At 42.4% G+C, this 20,386-nt stretch carries 16 protein-coding genes; 3 read left to right on the forward strand and 13 right to left on the reverse strand.

All coding sequences use genetic code 11. From position 1 onward, the window contains the following. The first annotated feature begins 304 nt into the window (after window positions 1–304). Window positions 305–1,096, forward strand: a complete 792-nt coding sequence (locus OQE68_RS08425) for a substrate-binding periplasmic protein (RefSeq protein ID WP_180569363.1) — start codon at window positions 305–307, stop codon at window positions 1,094–1,096. 254 nt (window positions 1,097–1,350) lie between these two features. On the opposite strand, the gene OQE68_RS08430 is transcribed toward OQE68_RS08425, so the two are convergent. The 11 genes from OQE68_RS08430 to OQE68_RS08480 all read right to left on the reverse strand — a co-directional run bounded on the left by OQE68_RS08430 (window position 1,351) and on the right by OQE68_RS08480 (window position 13,479). Next, window positions 1,351–2,775, reverse strand: a complete 1,425-nt coding sequence (locus OQE68_RS08430) for an efflux transporter outer membrane subunit (RefSeq protein ID WP_180569362.1) — start codon at window positions 2,773–2,775, stop codon at window positions 1,351–1,353. Beyond that, window positions 2,772–5,930, reverse strand: a complete 3,159-nt coding sequence (locus OQE68_RS08435) for an efflux RND transporter permease subunit (protein ID WP_180569361.1) — start codon at window positions 5,928–5,930, stop codon at window positions 2,772–2,774. The genes OQE68_RS08430 and OQE68_RS08435 overlap by 4 nt, the downstream gene beginning before the upstream one ends. A 10-nt stretch (window positions 5,931–5,940) precedes the next feature. Beyond that, on the reverse strand, window positions 5,941–7,167 hold the full coding sequence (locus OQE68_RS08440) for an efflux RND transporter periplasmic adaptor subunit (protein WP_180569360.1): 1,227 nt from the start codon (window positions 7,165–7,167) through the stop codon (window positions 5,941–5,943). Window positions 7,168–7,380: 213 nt separating this feature from the next. Further along, complete coding sequence (locus OQE68_RS08445; RefSeq protein ID WP_180569359.1) at window positions 7,381–8,649, reverse strand: sensor histidine kinase; 1,269 nt, start codon at window positions 8,647–8,649, stop codon at window positions 7,381–7,383. Between the two features lie 8 nt (window positions 8,650–8,657). Next, window positions 8,658–9,332, reverse strand: a complete 675-nt coding sequence (locus OQE68_RS08450; RefSeq protein ID WP_180569358.1) for a response regulator transcription factor — start codon at window positions 9,330–9,332, stop codon at window positions 8,658–8,660. 167 nt (window positions 9,333–9,499) lie between these two features. Further along, window positions 9,500–9,772, reverse strand: coding sequence for a hypothetical protein (locus OQE68_RS08455; RefSeq protein WP_180569357.1), 273 nt, complete (start codon window positions 9,770–9,772; stop codon window positions 9,500–9,502). Window positions 9,773–9,795: 23 nt separating this feature from the next. Continuing rightward, window positions 9,796–10,179 carry a type 2 periplasmic-binding domain-containing protein gene (locus OQE68_RS08460; protein WP_180569356.1) on the reverse strand — a complete coding sequence of 128 codons (384 nt, stop codon included), beginning with the start codon at window positions 10,177–10,179 and terminating at the stop codon, window positions 9,796–9,798. 87 nt (window positions 10,180–10,266) lie between these two features. Beyond that, window positions 10,267–10,983 (reverse strand): sterol desaturase family protein, encoded by a 717-nt coding sequence (locus OQE68_RS08465; protein WP_180569355.1) that lies wholly within the window; start codon window positions 10,981–10,983, stop codon window positions 10,267–10,269. 59 nt (window positions 10,984–11,042) lie between these two features. Beyond that, on the reverse strand, window positions 11,043–11,324 hold the full coding sequence (locus OQE68_RS08470; protein ID WP_180569354.1) for a YceK/YidQ family lipoprotein: 282 nt from the start codon (window positions 11,322–11,324) through the stop codon (window positions 11,043–11,045). A gap of 151 nt (window positions 11,325–11,475) precedes the next feature. Beyond that, complete coding sequence (gene ssb, locus OQE68_RS08475) at window positions 11,476–12,090, reverse strand: single-stranded DNA-binding protein (RefSeq protein ID WP_180569353.1); 615 nt, start codon at window positions 12,088–12,090, stop codon at window positions 11,476–11,478. Window positions 12,091–12,111: 21 nt separating this feature from the next. After that, a complete protein-coding gene (locus OQE68_RS08480) occupies window positions 12,112–13,479 on the reverse strand; it encodes an MFS transporter (protein ID WP_180569352.1) in 1,368 nt (455 codons plus the stop codon). Between the two features lie 162 nt (window positions 13,480–13,641). On the opposite strand from OQE68_RS08480, the gene uvrA reads away from it, so the two are divergent. Together uvrA and OQE68_RS08490 are read left to right on the forward strand one after the other, a co-directional pair. Then, the gene (gene uvrA, locus OQE68_RS08485; protein WP_180569351.1) at window positions 13,642–16,491 is read left to right on the forward strand and encodes an excinuclease ABC subunit UvrA; all 2,850 of its coding nucleotides are present in this window, start codon (window positions 13,642–13,644) and stop codon (window positions 16,489–16,491) included. Between the two features lie 95 nt (window positions 16,492–16,586). After that, window positions 16,587–16,922, forward strand: coding sequence for a PBPRA1643 family SWIM/SEC-C metal-binding motif protein (locus OQE68_RS08490; protein ID WP_180569350.1), 336 nt, complete (start codon window positions 16,587–16,589; stop codon window positions 16,920–16,922). A 347-nt stretch (window positions 16,923–17,269) separates the two neighbouring features. On the opposite strand, the gene OQE68_RS08495 is transcribed toward OQE68_RS08490, so the two are convergent. Together OQE68_RS08495 and OQE68_RS08500 are read right to left on the reverse strand one after the other, a co-directional pair. After that, window positions 17,270–17,938 carry a glycosyltransferase family 25 protein gene (locus OQE68_RS08495; RefSeq protein WP_180569349.1) on the reverse strand — a complete coding sequence of 223 codons (669 nt, stop codon included), beginning with the start codon at window positions 17,936–17,938 and terminating at the stop codon, window positions 17,270–17,272. Between the two features lie 242 nt (window positions 17,939–18,180). Then, window positions 18,181–20,202 (reverse strand): leukocidin family pore-forming toxin, encoded by a 2,022-nt coding sequence (locus OQE68_RS08500; RefSeq protein WP_180569348.1) that lies wholly within the window; start codon window positions 20,200–20,202, stop codon window positions 18,181–18,183. Window positions 20,203–20,386: the final 184 nt, after the last annotated feature.

Below are 20,386 nucleotides of genomic sequence, written 5' to 3' on the forward strand. Positions count from 1 at the left end.
TGCTTGATAGGATTAAGAGTATCTCTAAGTAAATATGCCGCAGCTGGGTAAAAAATGCCCGGAATCTATTTCTGGATTAGCAATTGTTTTTGCACGCTTAAATCAGAGTGGTTACACCAATTTAACCTTCAAACACCATAGGAATTTGAGAGAACCCTTCAATTTAAAATTTCTCCTTATATAAATTACTAGGTTTTACTTGAACTGCACTATAATTTAATGACACTAATTTTGTATGTGCTTCAAAAACCTAAGCTTGACATACAACTCACTACTCTTTTGAGCTTCAGTGGTTAGAACAGGTATGAACTTCTGTAATTTTATCACGTTGTTATTGATTATTTTCACAGCTTTTACAAGTACAACAACCTTTTGCAAAGATATGATTATCTTTGGTTATGACTCTAAACCTCCAAAATACTACATTGAAGATGGTCAGTCTAAAGGAATTTTGGTAGATATTATGCGCTGGATAGGTAAAGAGATTAACTATAACTTTGATATACGCTTATATCCTTGGAAGCGCGCTTACCATCATGCATTAGAAGGTGATGGCGGTATCATCGGATTATCATGGAATGAAGAGCGAGACAAGATTTTTGATTACTCTGATGTAATGTATTTCGATGATGTTGTTCTAGCAGTTAGGAAAGATAACGTATTCAGTTTTAATTTAATTAAAGACCTTAAAGGAAAATCGATAGCACTTGAAAGGGGATCTAGCAAGGGAAATGAATTTGATAATCTTATAAAAACGGGTTTTCTCAAGCCTGTATGGAGCAACTCTATGCCTCAAAGCTTATTGTTAGTTCTTTCCGGACATGCAGATATGGCAGTTGCTGGCCCAGGTAAAATAGGCTATATGATGACAATATACAATGAAGCATCATCATATCCATCATTAGTTAAAAATAGAGACGAGCTTACAATTATTCCTAAACCTATCGTCAGAGATCCTAATTATCTTGGCATTTCAAAAAAATTAGCAGCCCATGATTTCTTAGCTAAATTTAATTCGGCTTTAAAGAAAGGTAAAGATTCCGGTGCATTTGAGTTGATAATTGAGAAATATACTCAAGCATTTCACCTTCCTTAAAGGATAAATCAAGTACTCTTTTCCAGGTTTCAGTTTCATATATACCCTTCACGAATGATTTTTAAGGTTTGTTGTCATCCTTCCTCATCCCAATCACCTATTATTCATAGGCTCAAGGGACTTCGTCGCTCGACAGTCTCCCCTAAAAACCCTACGCATTGGGTATAAATAACTGAGGTGATAGTTAAATACTCCTACATTCCCACCATCCTTGGTGGTAACAAAACCCGCTAAGGGGAACGCAAAGCGTATATTTACGCTTCAGTCCCACCCCCAAGCACTTTAAATAGCGTCACTCGATTACTGTATTCAGTTAATTGCAGTTGAATTAACGCCTGCTGAGCACTATACAACTGCCGTTGTGAGTCTAAAGCATCAAGATAACTGTCTAAGCCATTACGGTAGCGAGCATTGGATAAGGTATAACTCTGCGAATTGGCTTTAACCAAGGCTTTTTGTGCTTTCAATCGTTCATCCAATGATGCCCTCACGGATAAAACATCAGCGACCTCTTTAAATGCAATTTGAATCGTTTTTTCATATTCAGCCACCGCAATGTCACGCCTCACTTTAGATTCTTTCAGTGAAGCACTTAAACTCCCTGCATTAAAAATGGGTAGACTAATGCTAGGGGTAAATGACCAGTTGCGGTTGCTACTGCTAAATAAGTCATTTAATTGATTGCTGCTACGCCCGGCAGATGCCGTAAGAGAAATAGTAGGGAAAAAAGCTGCACGGGCTGCCCCAATATTGGCGTTAGCTCCTTGTAAACTATGCTCCGCTGCTAATACATCAGGGCGCTGCAATAACACACTTGATTTTAAATTGGCAGGGATTGGCGCTAGTGCAATTGTTTTTTCCAGTTTTACTGTGGGTAACAAATTATCCTTTAGCTGAGTACCTACCACTAATTCCAGTGCATTACGATCCTGAGCCACTTGCGCTTTGTAAGTAGCGACATCAACGCGGGCAGTTTCCACACTGGACTGAACCTGAGCCAAGTTTAGTTTTGAGGCTATGCCTTGGTTGTACATTTTTTGGGTTAGTTTAAGGGTTTCTAGCTGGCTATTAAGCGTTTGCCGAGCGAGGGCTTGTAATTGCAGATTGGTTGCCAGCGTTAACCAGTTATTTGCCACTTCAGCAATTAAGCTTAAACGGGTGCTGCGCTGGGTTTCCACTGTAGATAAATAACTTTCCAGCGCCTCGTCTTTCAAGCTGCTAATTCGGCCAAATAAATCCAACTCATAGCTGCTAAAACCAATGCCAGCCTCATATTGATGACTGATGGTGGCACTATCACCCCCATTAACTGACGCTGGGGTTCGTGATGCGGTTTTGCTACTGCTCACCGAAATAGATGGCCATAGTGTAGCTTCTTGAATTCCGTATTTAGCCCGTGCTTGCTCAATATTTAGCAAAGCAATCCGTAGATCACGATTGTTAGTTAACGCCAGGTTAATTACCTGGCGTAATTTGGGATCTTGGAAATAGTCCTGCCACTTAATTGCAGCCATAACTTTATTGGTAGCAACGGCTGATGAGTTTTGCTGAGCAGCCTGAGTATCCCGCCACTCTGCCATTACAGGTGAGTCAGGTCGTTGATAATCCGGGGCTAAGCTGACACACCCTGCCATGGTTAATACAGGTATTAATAAGCCGATTTTTTGCAGTGGTTTCATACTTCAGCCTCCTGGCTATACAGCGCATTTTGCTTTGGCTGCACTGCAGCTTTCTTTCCTCCAAATAGCGAACGGATAATCACATAAAATAACGGCACAAAGAAAATACCAAATAGGGTAGAAAACAAGGTTCCACCAAGCACCCCAGTACCCAGCGCATGTCGACCACCAGAACCAGCACCAGAACTTAACACCATTGGTAATACACCTAATAAAAAGGCTAAAGAGGTCATGATAATTGGCCGTAACCGCTGATGTGCTGCTTGCAATACTGCCGATATTAAAGACTCTCCTTTTTCTTCCAGGTCTTTAGCAAACTCAACGATCAAAATACCGTTTTTCGCCGCCAGCCCCATGGTAGCTAACAAGCCTACCTGGAAATAAATATCGTTGGATAAATCACGCAACCAAGTGGCAGCCAGAGCACCTACAATACCGACAGGTACAGCCAGTATGACTGAGACCGGAATTGACCAGCTTTCATAAAGCGCAGCCAAGCACAAAAAGACGAACACCAGTGATACGGCATAAAGCAAAATGGCTTGTGACCCTGCCGCCTGTTCCTGATAGGACATATCCGACCAAGAGTAACTGATACCATCAGGTAGCTGGCTTACCAAGCTGGCAATTTCATTCATCGCATCACCAGAACTCACCCCTGTTATTGCGCTGCCGGTAATTTCCATCGCTTCAGTACCATTAAAGCGGTTCAGCACTTGTGGCTTGTAATCCCAATGACCATTAGAGAAGACTGAAAATGGCACCATTTTCCCTTCGCTATTTCGCACATACCAGCGGCTAATATCCTGAGGCAGCATTCGCGACGAAGCCTCCCCCTGCACATACACCTTTTTCACCCGGCTCTTATTAATAAAGTCATTAACATAGTTACTACCCAGCACCGTTGATAAGGTGTTATTGATATCAGAGGAAGAAAGCCCCAATGCACCTGCTTTTTGATCATTGATATCCAATTGATACACCGGCGAGTCATTAAGCCCGTTGTAGCGAACAGCGGTGAGTTTTTCGTTATTGCCTGCCAATTGTAGTAACTGATTTTTTGCTGCAACCAACGCTTCATGGCCATTACCACCCAGGTCCTGTAGCTGCAAAGTAAAGCCAGAGCTAGAGCCCAAACCGGAAATAGCAGGGGGAGTCAGTGCAAATACCTGAGCATCTTTAATGGTTGCCATCATTGCCCCAGTAATCCGCCCTGCAATTGCCTGAGCAGACGCTTCTCGCTCACTCCAATCCTTGAGTTTGATAAACGCCATCCCCGCGTTTTGGCTACTACCGGCAAAACTGAAACCTGCCACATTGAAGATGCCTTCAACCTCAGGCTGTTGCATGACAAATTCGGCCACTTTGTCCATGCTTTTCAGGGTTCGCTCCTGGGTAGCGCCGACTGGAGCGTTATACATCACCATCAACATGCCCTGGTCTTCTTCTGGCAAAAATGAGGTAGGCAGGCGCACAAACAATAAACCCATAATGCCAATAATGCCTAAATAGACCAGCATGCTCGACTTACGGTAGCGAACAACATGCTTTACTCCATTACGATAGCGGTTGGCACTACGGTCAAAGCAGCGGTTAAACCAAGCAAAAAAGCGACCTAGTGGGCCTTTGGTTGAAGTATGGCCACCTTTCTCAATAGGCTTCAGGAAAGTGGCACACAGCGCTGGGCTTAAGGTCAATGCAACTACCACAGAAAGCAACATAGAAGCAGCAATGGTGACTGAAAACTGACGATAAATAGCACCTGTGGAGCCTTCAAAGAATGCCATCGGGATAAATACGGCAGTTAATACCATGGCAATGCCGATTAGCGCCCCGGTAATCTGCCCCATCGATTTGCGAGTAGCTTCTCGTGGTGACAAACCCTCTTCAGACATTACCCGCTCGACGTTTTCCACCACCACTATGGCATCGTCTACCAACAGGCCGATGGCCAATACCATACTGAACATGGTAAGCGTGTTAATGGAATAACCCAACAACGCTAATACGCCAAAAGTACCTAGCAATACCACAGGCACTGCAATGGCCGGGATCAAGGTTGCACGCCAGTTTTGTAGAAACAGAAACATGATCAACACAACTAGCGCGATCGCTTCCATTAAGGTTTGCACGACTTCTTCAATAGAGATTTTTACAAAGGGTGTTGTATCGTAAGCGATCGTGTAACTCAAACCATCAGGGAAATAAGGTTCAAGGGTTTTTAGCTTTTCTTTTACTGCTTCAGCAACATCCAGCGCATTAGCACCTGTGGCCAGCTCCAAGCCCATACCCGAAGCCGCCTTTCCATTAAACTTGGCAGAAGTTGAGTAGCTTTCAGAGCCTAGCTCTATATTGGCGACATCACTTAAATAAACCGTGGCACCGCTGGTATCAGACTTAAGAACAATTGATTCGAATTGCTCAACGGTTTGCAGCTTGCTTCGCGAGGTCACTGTAGCATTCAGCTGCTGGCCATTAATCGCGGGTAAATCACCTAATGCGCCTGAGCTAACATCGGTATTTTGTTGTGAAATAGCAGTGGTGACATCAGAAGGCATCAATGAGTATTTGCGCATTTTTTCTGGGTCAAGCCAGATCCGCATCGCGTATTCTGAGCCAAACACTCTCACGTTACCCACACCATTAACCCGGCTGATCGAGTCCTGCAGGCTGGATACCATGTAGTCTGCAATGTCGGTATCCGTCATACTGCCATCATCAGAGGTAAACGCCAGCACCATAAACATGCTGCCGCCGCCAGACTTCGATACCGTCACCCCTGAATTTTTCACCGCATCAGGTAACATCGACTCAGCCTGAGACACTTTATTCTGTACCTGCACTTGGGCTGTGTCCGGGTCTGTGCCCGAGGCAAAGGTCAGGGTAATGCTTGCACTGCCTGATGAGCTGCTGCTGGATGACATATAAAGCAGGTTATCCAGCCCTGTCATTTGCTGCTCAAGAATTTGGGTAACTGAGTTTTGTACGGTTTCTGCAGAAGCCCCGGTATAGCTGGCGCTAACAGAAACCGCAGGTGGTGCGATGTCTGGATATTGCTGTAGTGGCAAACTGAAAATGGACATCAGACCACCCAGCATGATGGCAATAGCAATTACCCAGGCAAATATCGGTCGGTCTATAAAAAAACGGGCCATGACTTCCCTCCTAAAGCGTCAAGCTTTCGCTACTAGAGTTGTTCGACACAACTGCCTTGCTTTTAACTGCCTTCAGGTCTTGCTGAAACTCTTCTGCTTTAACCACCTGCCCTGTTCTTACCTTGTGTACACCTTCCACAATCACGCGCTCACCAGATTTCAGGCCAGAGCTAACTAGCCACTTGTCTTTCACTGCTTTACTGGTTTCCACCACCCGCTGTTCTACCTTATCGTTAGCAGAAACCACCCATACAGTTGCTTCACCTTTAGCGTTACGAGTGACTGCCTGCATCGGTACCAATAACGCTTGCTCATCAACCCCCACATACAAAGTGGCATCGACGTACATACCCGGTAACAGCTGGTATTTCGGGTTAGCAATAACAGCTCTTAACTCCATGGTTCCGGTAGTTTCTTCAACTGAGTTACCCACAAATTCCAGGGTGCCGGTTTCGCTATAGGCAGTGCCATCCTCCAGCGTTAGCTTCACTTGAACCTTTTCTTCTTTTTTCAGTTGGCCAGATTCCAGTTGACGCCTTAACTTCAGTCCTTCAACACTGGAAAAACTCAGGTCAACATTAATGGGGTCTAACTGGTTGATGGTGGTCAGTGCACTTGTCTGGTCCGCAGTAACCAATGCACCAGGCGTTGCCGCCGACTTACCAATGCGACCAGAGATAGGTGCCTTGATTTGGGCATACTCTAGGTTGATTTCTGCTGTTTTTAGCTCAGCTTCATAGGCTACCACGGCTGCTTGAGCCTCTCTTAAGGTGGCAACTGCCTCATCTTTATCCTGCTTGCTCACCCCGCCTATTTTGGCCAAGCGTTGATAACGCTCCGCCTTCGGCTGGGCTGATTGCACTGCTGCTTTTGCCTGAACCAGCTTTGCTTTGGCATTGTCATAGGTTGCTTGATAGGTAGCAGGGTTTATTTGATAAAGCACCTGGCCTGCCTCAACATCCTGCCCTTCCTTGAATAAACGCTTTTGCAAAATGCCACCCACTTGTGGGCGAACATCCGACATTTGGTAAGCCTTAGTACGACCAGGCAGTTCAACGGTGACAACATGAGGCTCAGCAGCCAAGGTGACTACGCTCACTTCAGTGGCAGGCATTGAGGCTGGCCCAGCCGCTGATGATGAATCCTGTTTTGAGCAACCGCTTAATCCAAGTAGAAACAGAGACAAAAAAAGCAGTTGGCGGCGAATGCCGAAACCAGTAAAAAAACTAAAAGGCATGAGTAATATCTTCTGTAAAATAAAGAAAAATAGTGCAAGGTTGGCTGCTAAATAGCTCAACTAAGGAGTTATACTTATCAACCTTGCATGACTACTAATACAAGAAAAACCTTTTAACACGGTTTTTCAGGCTTATGGCAAAACTTTACAAAAATGTGGGTTAAAGAAGGGTTAAAAAAGATTAAAACATAAGTTTTTATTGGCGCCTCATTTTTAAATGGGGTCAGGAAAAACTAGGGTGACAAAGTGGCCATTCCCCTTTTGCTCATTTTGGTAGTGCCAACCTAACCGCTGACACAGCCGATTTGTTAACTCCAAGCCTAAGCCAAAGCCAAGATCTTCCTTTTCTGTTTCTGCACTTTGCTCATTAGTAATCTGCACCATACCTTGATTTTGCAGAATATTTACTTGCCCCTCCCAGGTATGCTGAAAGGCATTACGAATAAGATTACCCAGTACAATACGAGCGGCTGCCTCTGGCAAATACAGGGTATAAGGCTGAGTTTCTATATGAACACTGACTTGTTTTGACGACAATAAATAACGCATATCGTCCACCAGGTGTTGAATAATTTCATCAAGCCGGCATTCTGTCATTGGTAGCTCATCAGCTCGGTCATGATGTAACCATAACAAGGTTTCAGTTAGGTATTTCATGGTAAGGCTGGCTCGATCAATGCGACATATAGCCGCCTCATAATGCTGTTGGTTTTTCTGTGCATCCAGTTTTTTGAGTAACTCTACGTTGCTGCAAATTGTTGTAATGGGGGTACGAAGTTCATGGCTGGTATGACGAAGAAGCCGTTGCTCACGCTCTGTGCTTTCTTGCACTGACTTTAAATTGGAGCGAATTAATTCAGCAAAGGCATTAAGTTCAGGGTAACTAAAATCGGGAGTAGACTGATTAAGCCTATCAGTAGCAAGTGTACGAGCCCATTGCCCAAGACGGGCTATAGGCTGCCCTATTCGCCAGCTTAATAGCCAAATGACCAGCGCCAGAGAAAATGCACTCAACACGCTAATAATAATCAATGCTTGGAAGTCACTGCTAATATTCTTAATAGTTAACGCGGACGTAGTGTGCCTAGAAATACTGAAAGAGATGTATATTTTTCGACCTTGCTCTATAAGATGTAATAGAAAAGTGACCCTAGGTCGGCCATCATTTTCATCTAGATGTGATTTATACAGCTGGTTGGGTTGCACTTCGTGCCGCTTGAATTGTTTTTTTACCTCTTCAGGCTGTTCTTCCCAATGGTAAGAAAACAAGTAGTTATTAAATCGTCTAACTTCTTTTGAGCCTGTTTGACTTGTTTGCTTGAAGTAATGACGGGCTATTTGTTCCATATTATCAGCTACGATATTATCCATGCCCTCGATTAAATAACGAGCGGTAAGAAACGAATAGCCTACAACCAGAATTAACCCTTGTACTAGAAAAGCTAACACTACCAGCCACTTTAAACTAAGTCCCCGTTTCATTTTGCTACCTAACCATTATCTGCTTTGATTGCAAACCCTTGCCGAGCAATCGTGTGTAGTAAAGGTGTATCAAAGGGCATATCAATGGCTTTGCGCAAGTGAAATAAATGTACTTTAAGGCTATTACTGTCGGGTATTTCATCCCCCCACAGCGCTTGCTCCAATTGCTGACGAGAAACAACTGATGGCGATGCACGTAATAAAGTTTCCAACAAGGTCCAGCAAGTGGGTGATAGCTTAATAGGTAGCCCCTGACGTGTAAGGGTTTTGGTGGTGAGGTCCATTTGTAAATCGCCACAACTCAGCATACGCACTTGTCCACTTCGCCGTTTGGCTAATGCACGCACCCTTACCACCAACTCCTGAATGGCAAAAGGCTTTACCAGATAATCATCAGTACCTGCATCAAAGCCTAATAACTTGTCACTGATTTTATCTCGGGCAGTCAACATTAAGACCGGGGTATCATCTCCCGAGGCCCGCACACGCTGACAAACAGCCAAACCATCTAACCGGGGTAAATTAAGATCCAATAATAAGGCGTCGTAGTGGTTTTGCGAAACAAGCTCAAGCCCTGCTATACCATTGCTGGCATAATCACAACGAATGTTTTCCAGCTCTAAATACTGAATCACGGTATCGGCTAAATCCCGATCATCTTCTACTAGTAATACAGTTAACATGCTTTTTCACTATTTCTCATATCAGAGCAAACAGACACCTACATTAGTTTGCGTTATTTTAAAACCTTAACAGGCTCTTTGCACAGAATAGGCCCAAAACCCTGTTATTTCTGAAATGACTTTATAGTGAAAAGGGTTAAGGAAGGGTTAAATAATTCATGACGGGATCAGTGAGCAATCAGCCCATACTTCTCCATCATAGGTTTAAACTTTCCAGAAATGAACAAATTCGTCATGCCTTGTACCAAAATACGCCTCAACTCTAAAACATGAGGATACTGTTTTGAAAGCACCATGGAAAGTAATGCTTTGTGGTCCTTTGTTTCTTTCTTTAAAGAGCCATCAACCTGTTCACCCAAACTCCCCCTAAAATCATATCCAAGAATTGTACAACCCTGATACTTCTTGAGATCATAAGAAACTGCTTGCTCATATAGCATCTCCTTTAATTAAACTAACACACTCATGATTCACTAAGTTTCATACTCCCCCTCTTTGACGCATCTAACATTTCCTTAATTTTATTTTCTTTATTTAGAAGATATAACCCAGTATTAAACTTATCCAACAGCTTTAAACTACGCTCTTTATTCTTTTTATTCAAAAGAAGGCGGTAGAGAGATACTCGTAACGGATCAGGATGAGGAAGTATTTTTCCTCTCTCTTCTTTTGATAAAGTATCATTAGATACAGTGATTCCAACATCATAATTTAATGAAACCAAATCAATACGCCCCATAGCTAGTTTTCTTAAGTTTTGATCAATTGATTTTGTAGTTTCAATTGTCAGATATCCTTTTTTTATTGCTTGTTGGATATCAATACTGTAGACACTTTTAAGCAGCAATAGCCCCAGAGGTATAATTTCAGTCCATGTGTATAATCAAGGCACTCCTATAATACTACCCCATATACCTTTAACAGCCATTAGTCATTAAAAGCGTGTCTTAAAGCATCTATCCCAAAAGGAATTCACAAACCCAAAATTAACATTACCCAATAAATGATGTACAGAATGATACTGCGGAGAATCACTGATTTTCCCTAAAATAGTATTATTTATTATTAAATTGTAATTCGAGTGAATAAGGATAGTGAACATCATTCCGAATATATGTAAAATTAAAGCAACGCCCAAACTGAGTGGAAATACACTCATAAATATAGGGGCACTCATTGCAATAAATATCGCCTCAACAGGGTGTACACTATATGCACTCCAAGGCGTTACTCGCACCGATTTATGATGAACACCGTGTATTTTTAAAAACGGCTTGGTGTGTAATAGCCGATGAATAAAATAAGAATAGCTCTCATAAAAAACCATGAACGCTGCTAACTGAATCAATAGGCTAACAAAACTAATAGGCCAAACTTGGTTGAATAATTCCCGTGTTATTAAACTACCAACACCAAAGATAACACAAGCAACTACGCCATTCTTGATTTCCATCTTTTTTTGATTGAGCTTCAAAGGACGGTCATCAATATAGCCTCCAACCTTATATTTACTGATTAATCCAGCAATTGCATAATCCAAAATAGCAGCAGTAGAAACGAATACAACAATGTTTACCATTATTGACATCAATAGAGCAAAGTACCAGTCAGTCTCTATCCAAAACTGCAATAGCTGGTTAATATAGTGCATTAACTATTTTTCCTTCATTCACTGTAAACGTTATCTTACTGGCAATCCATAACCACTCACTAGGAAGTGATTACATCATAAGGCAAACAAACTGTATCTACTACAAATGATAAAGGAAGGTTAATTATATCAAATGGGTAAAACAGCCAGCCGACAAAATCAGGGAGATGGGCATGTACACTAGAGCCAGGCCCACCTGATAACTTTTTAAAAACTATCTGTACTCCTGGATAAATAGGTGCTTTAACATACTCTTTATTTAACCCTGATATTCGAAACCCAATAGATGAACATCCAGTGAATAAACAAGATAAAACGAGCAAAATAACTAATTTATTCATTGCGAGTATTTTTGATATTTCAAAATAAATATCGTGCTTAGCTGCCACTTTAATGATCTAAACATTTTACTCCCCCTAACAAACTATGCCTGCCTTTCCAAACTAAAAAGGAGCCTTTCGGCCCCTTTTACATAAACACTTAAGGTATAACTCAAAACGGAATATCATCATCAAAATCATCAAAGCCACCAGCTGGTGCTCCGCTTGGTGCTGGGTTATTAGCTGGCTGAGCTGGCGCTGGTTGTTGAGCCGGTGCTGGTTGGCCACCAAAGTTGTTGTTGGGCATTCCACCTTGCTGTGGTTGAGCGGGTTGTTGATAGCCTTGGTTTTGTGGTGGCTGCTGGCCCATCATGCCAGGCTGACCTTGAGGCTGCTGCTGTGGTGCTCCGTAACCTGCATTACCCATTGGGGCGCTGCCATCTTGGCGAGCATCTAGCATTTGCATTTGGCCATTCATATCTACCACGATTTCTGTCGTGTATCGATCTTGGCCGTCTTGTGCCTGCCATTTACGGGTTTGTAGTTTACCCTCTAAATAGACTTTAGAGCCTTTGCGCAGATATTGCCCTGCTATTTCAGCAATCTTTCCAAACAGCACCACCCGATGCCATTCAGTGCGGGTTTGTGGCTGGCCGGTTTGCTTGTCTTTCCATTGTTCGCTGGTAGCCACACTGATATTGGTGACTGCATTTCCGTTAGGCATATAACGGACTTCTGGATCAGCACCCAGATTACCGACTAAAATTACTTTATTCACGCCACGCATATTTCTCTCCTCAATCTGTCGTTATACGCCAAAACCGTATGCTTGCAAGGCTTGGGTATCCAATGCCTTTTTATCAACCTTCAAGTAGGCTGCCTGCTCTTCAGGGATGACCACCACATCTTCCACCCCTCTTACTGCTGCTAATGTGTTAGACAGGTCAACAGGTGAAACCTGATCCACCTGAGTCAAATCCAGCATAATACTGTTCAAATAAGGCGGCTGCTGCATAGTGACCGAAGCAACCCACCATAATACCAGAATACTGACTGCTAATAGAGTTAATCCTAACATACCCCAGGTTTGGTATACCCAACCACTGCTTGATGCCCCAATGGCTGCCCCTAAAAACTGAGAGGTAGAAAACACTCCCATAGCAGTACCACGACTACCTGCAGGAGCAATTTTGCTCACCAACGATGGCAATGAGGCTTCTAGCCAGTTAAACGCCATAAAGAAAGCAAACAAGCTTACTACTAAACCAGTTACTGACTGCTGGTTGAAGTAAAGCAATATCACTGCCACTGCTAGCAGGACAATAGCCCCTAGCTTTATTTCTTTCATCTTACGCTTGGCTTCGCCTACAATAATAAACGGCACCATCGCTATAAAAGAAAACACTAGGGTAATTAAATAGACCCACCAATGCTGATGTCGAGATAGCCCCGCTTGCTCCTCTAAAATGACAGGGACTACAACAAACGCTCCCATCAGCACAAAATGTAAAGCAAATACCCCAATATCTAATCGCAACAAACTACCATTTCGAAGCACTTGGCCTATTTGGCCCAATACGGTATTGGCCTCTCGATGTCGTTTTTGCTCTACTGGCGTAGGCAATATCCAAACCAGCGCCAGAGCCACAACTGACAATGCCGCTGTTAAGTAAAATAAACCACTTAAGCCGTAAATATCCGTTACCAATGGACCCAGCACCATTGCTAAGCAAAAGGCTAAACCAATACTGATGCCTATCATTGCCATGGCTTTAGTACGCTGCTCTTCTCGGGTTAAATCCGCCGCCATTGCCATAATGGTACTGGCGATAGCACCCGCCCCCTGCAGGCAGCGGCCAAGAATCACTTGATAAATATCATTAGCCATAGCTGCTAATACACTGCCAGCAATAAACAGTAGTAAACCGATAATGATTACGGGCTTTCTTCCCAGCCGATCCGACCACATACCAAATGGAATTTGCAAGCAAGCCTGGGTAAATCCATAAGCACCTATGGCTAACCCAATTAATGCAGGCGTTGCTCCAATTAGCTCAGTGCCATAAATTGCCAATACAGGCAGCACCATAAATAAGCCAAGCATTCTCATGGCAAAAATAGATGCCAGACACAAAGAGGCTTTCCGCTCATGATGTGTCATGCCACTCAAATTCATTGAACCCTCATTCGCACTTCACTGAAAAAGAATAAATTTTATCAGGTTTGTTACTTCAAGCGTTAGTGGTGTATATGACAGGAGCTTTCAGGGTCCTGCATCTATTTGGTTGTTCATATATAATCGATTCCTTTTCATTCACCCACCGTAAGGGATGCTGTTGTGGATAAAATACTGGTTCGTGGCGCCCGCACTCACAACTTAAAGAACATTAACTTAGAAATACCCCGTGATAAGTTAATTGTTATCACAGGCCTGTCTGGCTCTGGCAAGTCTTCGTTAGCTTTTGATACATTGTATGCAGAAGGTCAGCGGCGCTATGTGGAGTCATTATCCACTTATGCCCGACAGTTTTTGTCCATGATGGATAAGCCTGATGTCGACCATATTGAAGGTTTATCACCAGCCATTTCTATTGAGCAAAAATCAACCTCCCATAACCCCCGGTCTACTGTAGGGACAATCACCGAAATATACGACTATCTTCGGCTATTGTTTGCCAGAGCAGGCACCCCTCGCTGCCCAACCCATCAGCAACCGTTAGAAGCCCAAACCATTTCGCAAATGGTTGACCAGGTATTGACCCTGCCAGAAGGCACCAAGTTAATGCTGTTAGCGCCTGTGGTGAAAGACCGCAAAGGGGAGCACCTGCATATTATTAGCGAGCTAAAAAGCCAAGGGTTTGTGCGAGCTAGAGTTGATGGAATTGTTACTGATTTAGATGATGTACCCAAGCTGGCCAAAACCAAAAAACACACCATTGAAGTCGTCGTGGATCGATTTAAAGTGCGGGATGATCTGCAATTACGACTGGCAGAGTCATTCGAAGCCGCAATTCATCTAACCGATGGTGTAGCTGAAGTCGCTTTTATGGATGGCGAGCAGGATGATTTAATCTTTTCAGCACGATTTGCCTGCCCAGAATGTGGTTACAGTATTAATGAGCTAGAGCCCCGTCTGTTTTCCTTTAACAACCCAGCAGGTGCCTGCCCTACCTGCGACGGTTTAGGTGCCCGACAGTTTTTTGATGAAACAAAAGTCATCACCAGCGATGAACTAACCCTTGCGGAAGGTGCTATTCGCGGCTGGGACAGACGCAATGTGTATTACTTTCAAATGCTCACTTCGCTAGCCAAGCACTATGGTTTTGATATTGATACGCCTTTTTGTAAGCTGGCTAAAAAACACCGCCAGGTTATTTTACATGGTAGTGGTGATGAACATATTAACTTTAATTATGTTAATGACCGTGGCATGACCATAAAAAAATCCCACCGTTTTGAAGGGATTTTACCCAATATGGAGCGCCGTTATCGTGATACCGACTCGCAAAGCGTTAGGGAAGAATTAGCAAAATACTTAAATACCCAACCATGCCCAGACTGTAACGGTAGCCGCTTAAAAGAAGCCGCACGTAACGTATATGTTGAAGAAAACACCCTGCCAGATATTTCTCAATTACCCGTGGGCAATGCCTTAGCCTATTTTGAACAATTAGCACTACCTGGCCGTAAGGGTGAAATTGCCGATAAAATTTTAAAAGAAATTCGCGAACGACTGCATTTTTTAGTCAATGTTGGCCTTAACTATTTAACCTTGGATAGAAGTGCCGAAACCTTATCCGGCGGTGAGGCACAACGAATTCGCCTTGCTAGCCAAATTGGGGCTGGTTTAGTTGGGGTTATGTATATTCTGGATGAGCCTTCTATCGGTCTACACCAACGGGATAATGATCGCCTGCTCAACACCTTGACCCGCCTACGGGATTTAGGCAATACGGTTATTGTGGTAGAACATGACGAAGATGCCATCCGCACTGCTGATCATGTCATTGATATTGGCCCTGGTGCAGGTATCCATGGAGGCCAAATTATTGCTGAAGGCACGCCAGCAACAGTAATGAAAAATAATTTTTCATTAACAGGACGTTACTTATCTGGCAAAGAAGCCATTGAAGTACCCAGCCAACGCACACCAGTTGATAGCAAAAAATTGCTGAAAATAGTTGGCGCCACAGGTAATAACCTGAAGAATGTGAATCTAGAAATCCCCTTCGGTTTATTTACTTGTGTGACTGGGGTATCTGGTTCTGGTAAATCCACTCTAATTAATGGCACCCTTTATCCAATCGCCGCTACTGAATTAAATAAAGCCACCACTTTAACGCCTGCAGCCTATAAACGGGTCAGTGGTTTAAAGCACTTTGATAAATGTATCGATATCGACCAAAGCCCGATTGGACGCACCCCCCGCTCCAACCCTGCGACTTATACTGGCATATTTACGGCTATTCGTGAGCTATTTGCAGGCACCCAAGAAGCTCGATCTAGGGGTTATAAAGTAGGCCGATTCAGCTTTAATGTAAAAGGCGGCCGCTGCGAAGCCTGTCAGGGTGATGGCGTCATTAAAGTAGAAATGCATTTCTTGCCTGATGTGTATGTGCCTTGTGATGTGTGTAAAGGCAAGCGCTATAACCGCGAAACCCTGGAAGTTAAATACAAAGGCAAAAGTATTCATGAAGTACTAGAAATGACTGTTGAAGAAGCCTTAGTATTTTTTGAGGCCATTCCAGCAGTTAATCGGAAATTACAAACCTTAATGGATGTTGGGCTTTCGTATATTCACCTGGGACAAAATGCTACTACCCTTTCTGGCGGTGAAGCACAACGGGTTAAACTAGCGAAAGAGCTGTCGAAACGAGATACTGGACAAACCCTGTATATCCTGGATGAGCCCACCACTGGCCTACATTTTCATGATATTAAACAATTATTAACTGTCTTACATCGCCTGCGCGATCATGGCAACACCATCGTGGTGATCGAGCATAACTTAGATGTTATTAAAACAGCAGACTGGATTATCGACTTAGGCCCAGAAGGTGGTGATGGTGGCGGTGAAATTATCGCGACTGGTACCCCAGAAGAAGTGGCTAAGGCTAAAAAATCCCACACCGGGCGATTTTTAAAGCTGATGCTAAACAATAATAACAACCAAAGCCTACTCAACTAGTAGGCTTTGGTTGTCCTACTAGCAACAGAACAGATAAGATAACACTTTTAAAGATTAACTAATATACAGATACATCAATAGAAAGGTTGTAACCCATGTCAAGATATCCTTATAAAAATCTTCCCTTGAAAAAGTCCGAGCACAATAACGCTAGCTTTAAAGCTAACAAAATCGTACGCCTAGGCACAGACAAAGCACCTGCTCAAATCACTGTACAAACAGAAGAACGTAAACAGGAACTAGCTACTGTCTTTGCTGACAATGGCTGGGTTAGTGTCATCAAGGTTGACCCAGAACAAGATGAAAATATCCGTGATTTAGAAATCCTACAAAACAAGCAAAGCAGTGCAGTTAGCACCAAAAAAGCAAACCGTAACGACCCCTGTCCTTGTCAAAGTAGTAAAAAGTATAAAAAATGTTGTGGTGTTTAAAACCTATAATCCTTTAAACACCACTGTCTCAATCAAACCCTGTGACAGCTTAACTGAAGCAATATTTTAACCAGTCATACAAAATCAGGCATCAACATGGGTGATGCCGATTAAGCGATAAACCAATTGCAAAATAGTATTTCGCTAATTTAAAACAGTTAATATTTTATCTGCTTCAATATTTCTTACATATACCCATCATGAATCATTTTTAGGTGTAAAAATAAAGTGGTATATACTCACAGCGAAAGATTGTTTAGGCGAAGCCACCGAGTGATGAAGCCCCAGGAGTTTAGGTAAACTAAATGACTGGGGTGAAGAATGAAGATAACAAAGCCTAAAGAAGGCTAACGGCGGCAATTTGATCGATTAAGCAAGGTATACTTAAAATTCTTTAATGCAGACCAGTATTGATAACGTTTATTTACTTCCCAACTGTCATCAGTGAACACAACATTATCATTACGATGGGTAGATATATCACTTGATGCAACATCATAAGGTAATTGTGAAGTAAGCATTGGAAAAGCTAAATAAGAGTCAAGCTTACGCTTATATACAAGATCTACTGCAGTTCCATCATAAGGGGTATCGACTAGTTTTTCCATGCCGCTTTTATTCAGTATATAAGAGTGTGTACAAAAAGCACTGCATCTGGCAATCCCTAATTTAGGGGTTAGCCACATCCGTCCTAGTAATGCGCCTAAATAAAAAATATCGCCACGGTTAGACTTAAGAAACTGATTGAATCGCTTTAATTCTCTAGCACTAGGAATCCGATGAAACATTACATCATCTTCAAAAATTAAAACTCTCTCATAATTATTTTCTAGCGCATATTTTGCAATATCACGATGAGAGTTATAGCAGCCCCTCTCAGGGTTTTCGACGTCTTTATCGACTAGCCAAAACTCTAAGGATGTTTCTAACTTAGCAAGGTTTTCCTTTGCAATTTTTTGCCTATCTGTTCTTTCTTTTATGCTTATACAAAAAGCCTTGTCTACTGCAAACAACATGATTACAACACCTAACTAGACTACTTCACCAACTACACTACTGTGCAAATACAAGGCGGCAATAATACGCTATCTTCACTTAAGCGTCGAGTATTTTTTGCACAGTAATGAGTTTGCTCTCAGCTCTCATTTTGAGTTGCATTAACAGCCAACAAGGAATCACGTATAAATTTCGAACAATCATGATATAGAGCAACTCATAAAAATACTTCCAAGTTACTCCATAATTTATAAAATATATTTTAATTTAAAACAGTCAATATTTTATCTGCTTCAATATTCCTTACATAATTGCGCCAATCACGATAATCATCAGCATTATTTGTCATTTTCACTTCACCATTAACTATACCTAAATATTTCCCTAATTCATTAACTAGGTAATCACCTTCCCAGCGCCATTTTTGATTAGCTGCAGAGGTACAATTACGTACCGTAACGGCATTATCACTTTCAGCAGTTAGGCAGCGATTTTTAGCCACACGAGATCTATAGCGCTGGTAATTATCCAGCCCCCACAGTTGATTATTGCTATACTGGCAGCTGTAGCCAATCACGCTAGCACCCTCTGCAATTGAGTTGCCCTCAACATCTAAACAAATCCCTTGTGGGCTATCTTTGCGAAATGCTTCTATTGAAACATTCACTTCTGGCTCAAATACTGGCGCATCCCAATTAACTCGGAAATTTTTATTAAAGGTATAAGTGGTGCCATTGTATGACCACGGAGTATAGCCTTGGTACCAAATCATATACTGCACTCGTCCACCTAATGCAGCCACAGTGACTTTATTGCTGATAGTAAAAGTAGATTCTCCTGACTTATTGGATGGAGCCTGAAATGTGGCGCTAAAGCCTGGCTTATAATTAGCGTAAGAGGCCGCACTGAAGGCAGTATCTTTAAAAAACCAGTCACTACACCATAGCGCACAAGTATCATTAGTACGCCAGTTTTTGCTGTCTTCACTGAATTTCCGATCCCACAGCCATTTCGCACGGTCTTGAGCCCCTGCTCTAGAATGATTTTCAACAGTATATTCGTGAGCCTTATAAGTGACCCAGCGCTGACTGTTGTAACTAAAGCTTCCCTTAGCTTCAACCCCTACGGTTGGCCCTTTTTCTCCTACTTCAGCCTTGCCACCCGCTTCAACTCCCACGGTAAAACCCGACACTTCACGAATTTCACTCTCTTTAGGTTTATTATTGGGAATAGTATTGAACAAGTGGACATCTGAGTCATTGGTGGTAATTTCAACCGCATAATCCATCGCAATAGGACCAAACCAAGTTAGTCGGTTAGTCCAACTTTCAAACCAAGTATGCTTGTGAGAGGGCTTATCAACAAGATGCCACCCTGCACCACCACTGGCAGAACCACCTGTTTCACCACCACCGGGATTTAATGTAACACGCACATACTTAGCATTATCTGCATTTTGATCTCCGCCACCATTAAATGGAACTGAGCGGATAAAATCTAAATTATAAAATAATGAAACACTCGCCTCACCATTACAGGCGTCCTCAATCGTGCCATTCCAATTAGCACTATTGGACCACCCATTGCCATCAAATTCTTTACCAACACGACACTTGAAGCCTATATGCCTAAATTCCAATGGAATAGTTACCTCTGGTCGATAAGGCGTTGAACTTGAAGAACGAGATGAATATGAAGCAGCAGAGCGGCGGACACGTGAGGACTTAGATGAACTAGAAGAGTGAAGCCCCCTTGTATCCCACTCTTTAATAATCGCTTTTGTTTCTTCAATCAAACGTGTTTGAATTTCTTCTTCTGTTAACTCGGCACTAACAGATAATGACTTATATTCTGGGCTATTTTTGTTCTTCCTAACAATCACAATAGGGTCAGTTAAACCGATTCCTATAATTTGTGACGTAATTTCTGCAACTTGGTCAGAGTTAGCTGCTTGAGAGCTATCTAAAATAAGGATTTTTTCCTTTCTAAAAGCCTGTTTAGCAATATTTACTGCATCACTATTCGTATATTCAGCTAAATTAATAATAACTAAATTCACTTCCGATAAATCAGTATCAGCATAAACAGACTGCCACCCCCAATTTTGACTAGCCATTAATTGACTAGCTGTTTCACTTGGATACGAAATAAGCCCTACTTGTTTTTGAGAAATCAAGTACCCAGGCAAATCATTGGAATAACTTGCTGACACTACAGGAAAGGTTGCTATTAAGGCTAGACTGGCAACCCATTTTTTCGACGGACTAATCATTTTATTTTTCATGGCTTACACCTTATTTTTTAAGTCCTTAGCTGGATTATATAAAGTCAGCATCACCCTTAGCTGACAGCAGCACTACTGGATATATCACTTTTTCATATAAAACAGATAACCATCCAGTCTTATGCAAGCTATTAATGAATACTTATATTTTTATAATTTTTTTTACACAATATTTACAGTAGAA

Origin of the sequence: Spartinivicinus marinus, from assembly GCF_026309355.1 — a bacterium.
Taxonomy (GTDB): domain Bacteria; phylum Pseudomonadota; class Gammaproteobacteria; order Pseudomonadales; family Zooshikellaceae; genus Spartinivicinus; species Spartinivicinus marinus.

Excerpts from the sequence above, each read along its gene's own strand:
- OQE68_RS08480 (WP_180569352.1), bottom strand. The coding sequence starts at position 13,479 with ATGAATTTGAGTGGCATGACACATCATGAGCGGAAAGCCTCTTTGTGT.
- OQE68_RS08495 (WP_180569349.1), bottom strand. The coding sequence starts at position 17,938 with ATGTTGTTTGCAGTAGACAAGGCTTTTTGTATAAGCATAAAAGAAAGA.
- OQE68_RS08470 (WP_180569354.1), bottom strand. The coding sequence starts at position 11,324 with ATGAATAAATTAGTTATTTTGCTCGTTTTATCTTGTTTATTCACTGGA.
- OQE68_RS08435 (WP_180569361.1), bottom strand. The coding sequence starts at position 5,930 with ATGGCCCGTTTTTTTATAGACCGACCGATATTTGCCTGGGTAATTGCT.
- OQE68_RS08440 (WP_180569360.1), bottom strand. The coding sequence starts at position 7,167 with ATGCCTTTTAGTTTTTTTACTGGTTTCGGCATTCGCCGCCAACTGCTT.
- OQE68_RS08425 (WP_180569363.1), top strand. The coding sequence starts at position 305 with ATGAACTTCTGTAATTTTATCACGTTGTTATTGATTATTTTCACAGCT.
- OQE68_RS08450 (WP_180569358.1), bottom strand. The coding sequence starts at position 9,332 with ATGTTAACTGTATTACTAGTAGAAGATGATCGGGATTTAGCCGATACC.
- ssb (WP_180569353.1), bottom strand. The coding sequence starts at position 12,090 with ATGCGTGGCGTGAATAAAGTAATTTTAGTCGGTAATCTGGGTGCTGAT.
- OQE68_RS08455 (WP_180569357.1), bottom strand. The coding sequence starts at position 9,772 with ATGCTATATGAGCAAGCAGTTTCTTATGATCTCAAGAAGTATCAGGGT.
- OQE68_RS08500 (WP_180569348.1), bottom strand. The coding sequence starts at position 20,202 with ATGAAAAATAAAATGATTAGTCCGTCGAAAAAATGGGTTGCCAGTCTA.
- OQE68_RS08430 (WP_180569362.1), bottom strand. The coding sequence starts at position 2,775 with ATGAAACCACTGCAAAAAATCGGCTTATTAATACCTGTATTAACCATG.
- OQE68_RS08490 (WP_180569350.1), top strand. The coding sequence starts at position 16,587 with ATGTCAAGATATCCTTATAAAAATCTTCCCTTGAAAAAGTCCGAGCAC.
- OQE68_RS08465 (WP_180569355.1), bottom strand. The coding sequence starts at position 10,983 with ATGCACTATATTAACCAGCTATTGCAGTTTTGGATAGAGACTGACTGG.
- OQE68_RS08445 (WP_180569359.1), bottom strand. The coding sequence starts at position 8,649 with ATGAAACGGGGACTTAGTTTAAAGTGGCTGGTAGTGTTAGCTTTTCTA.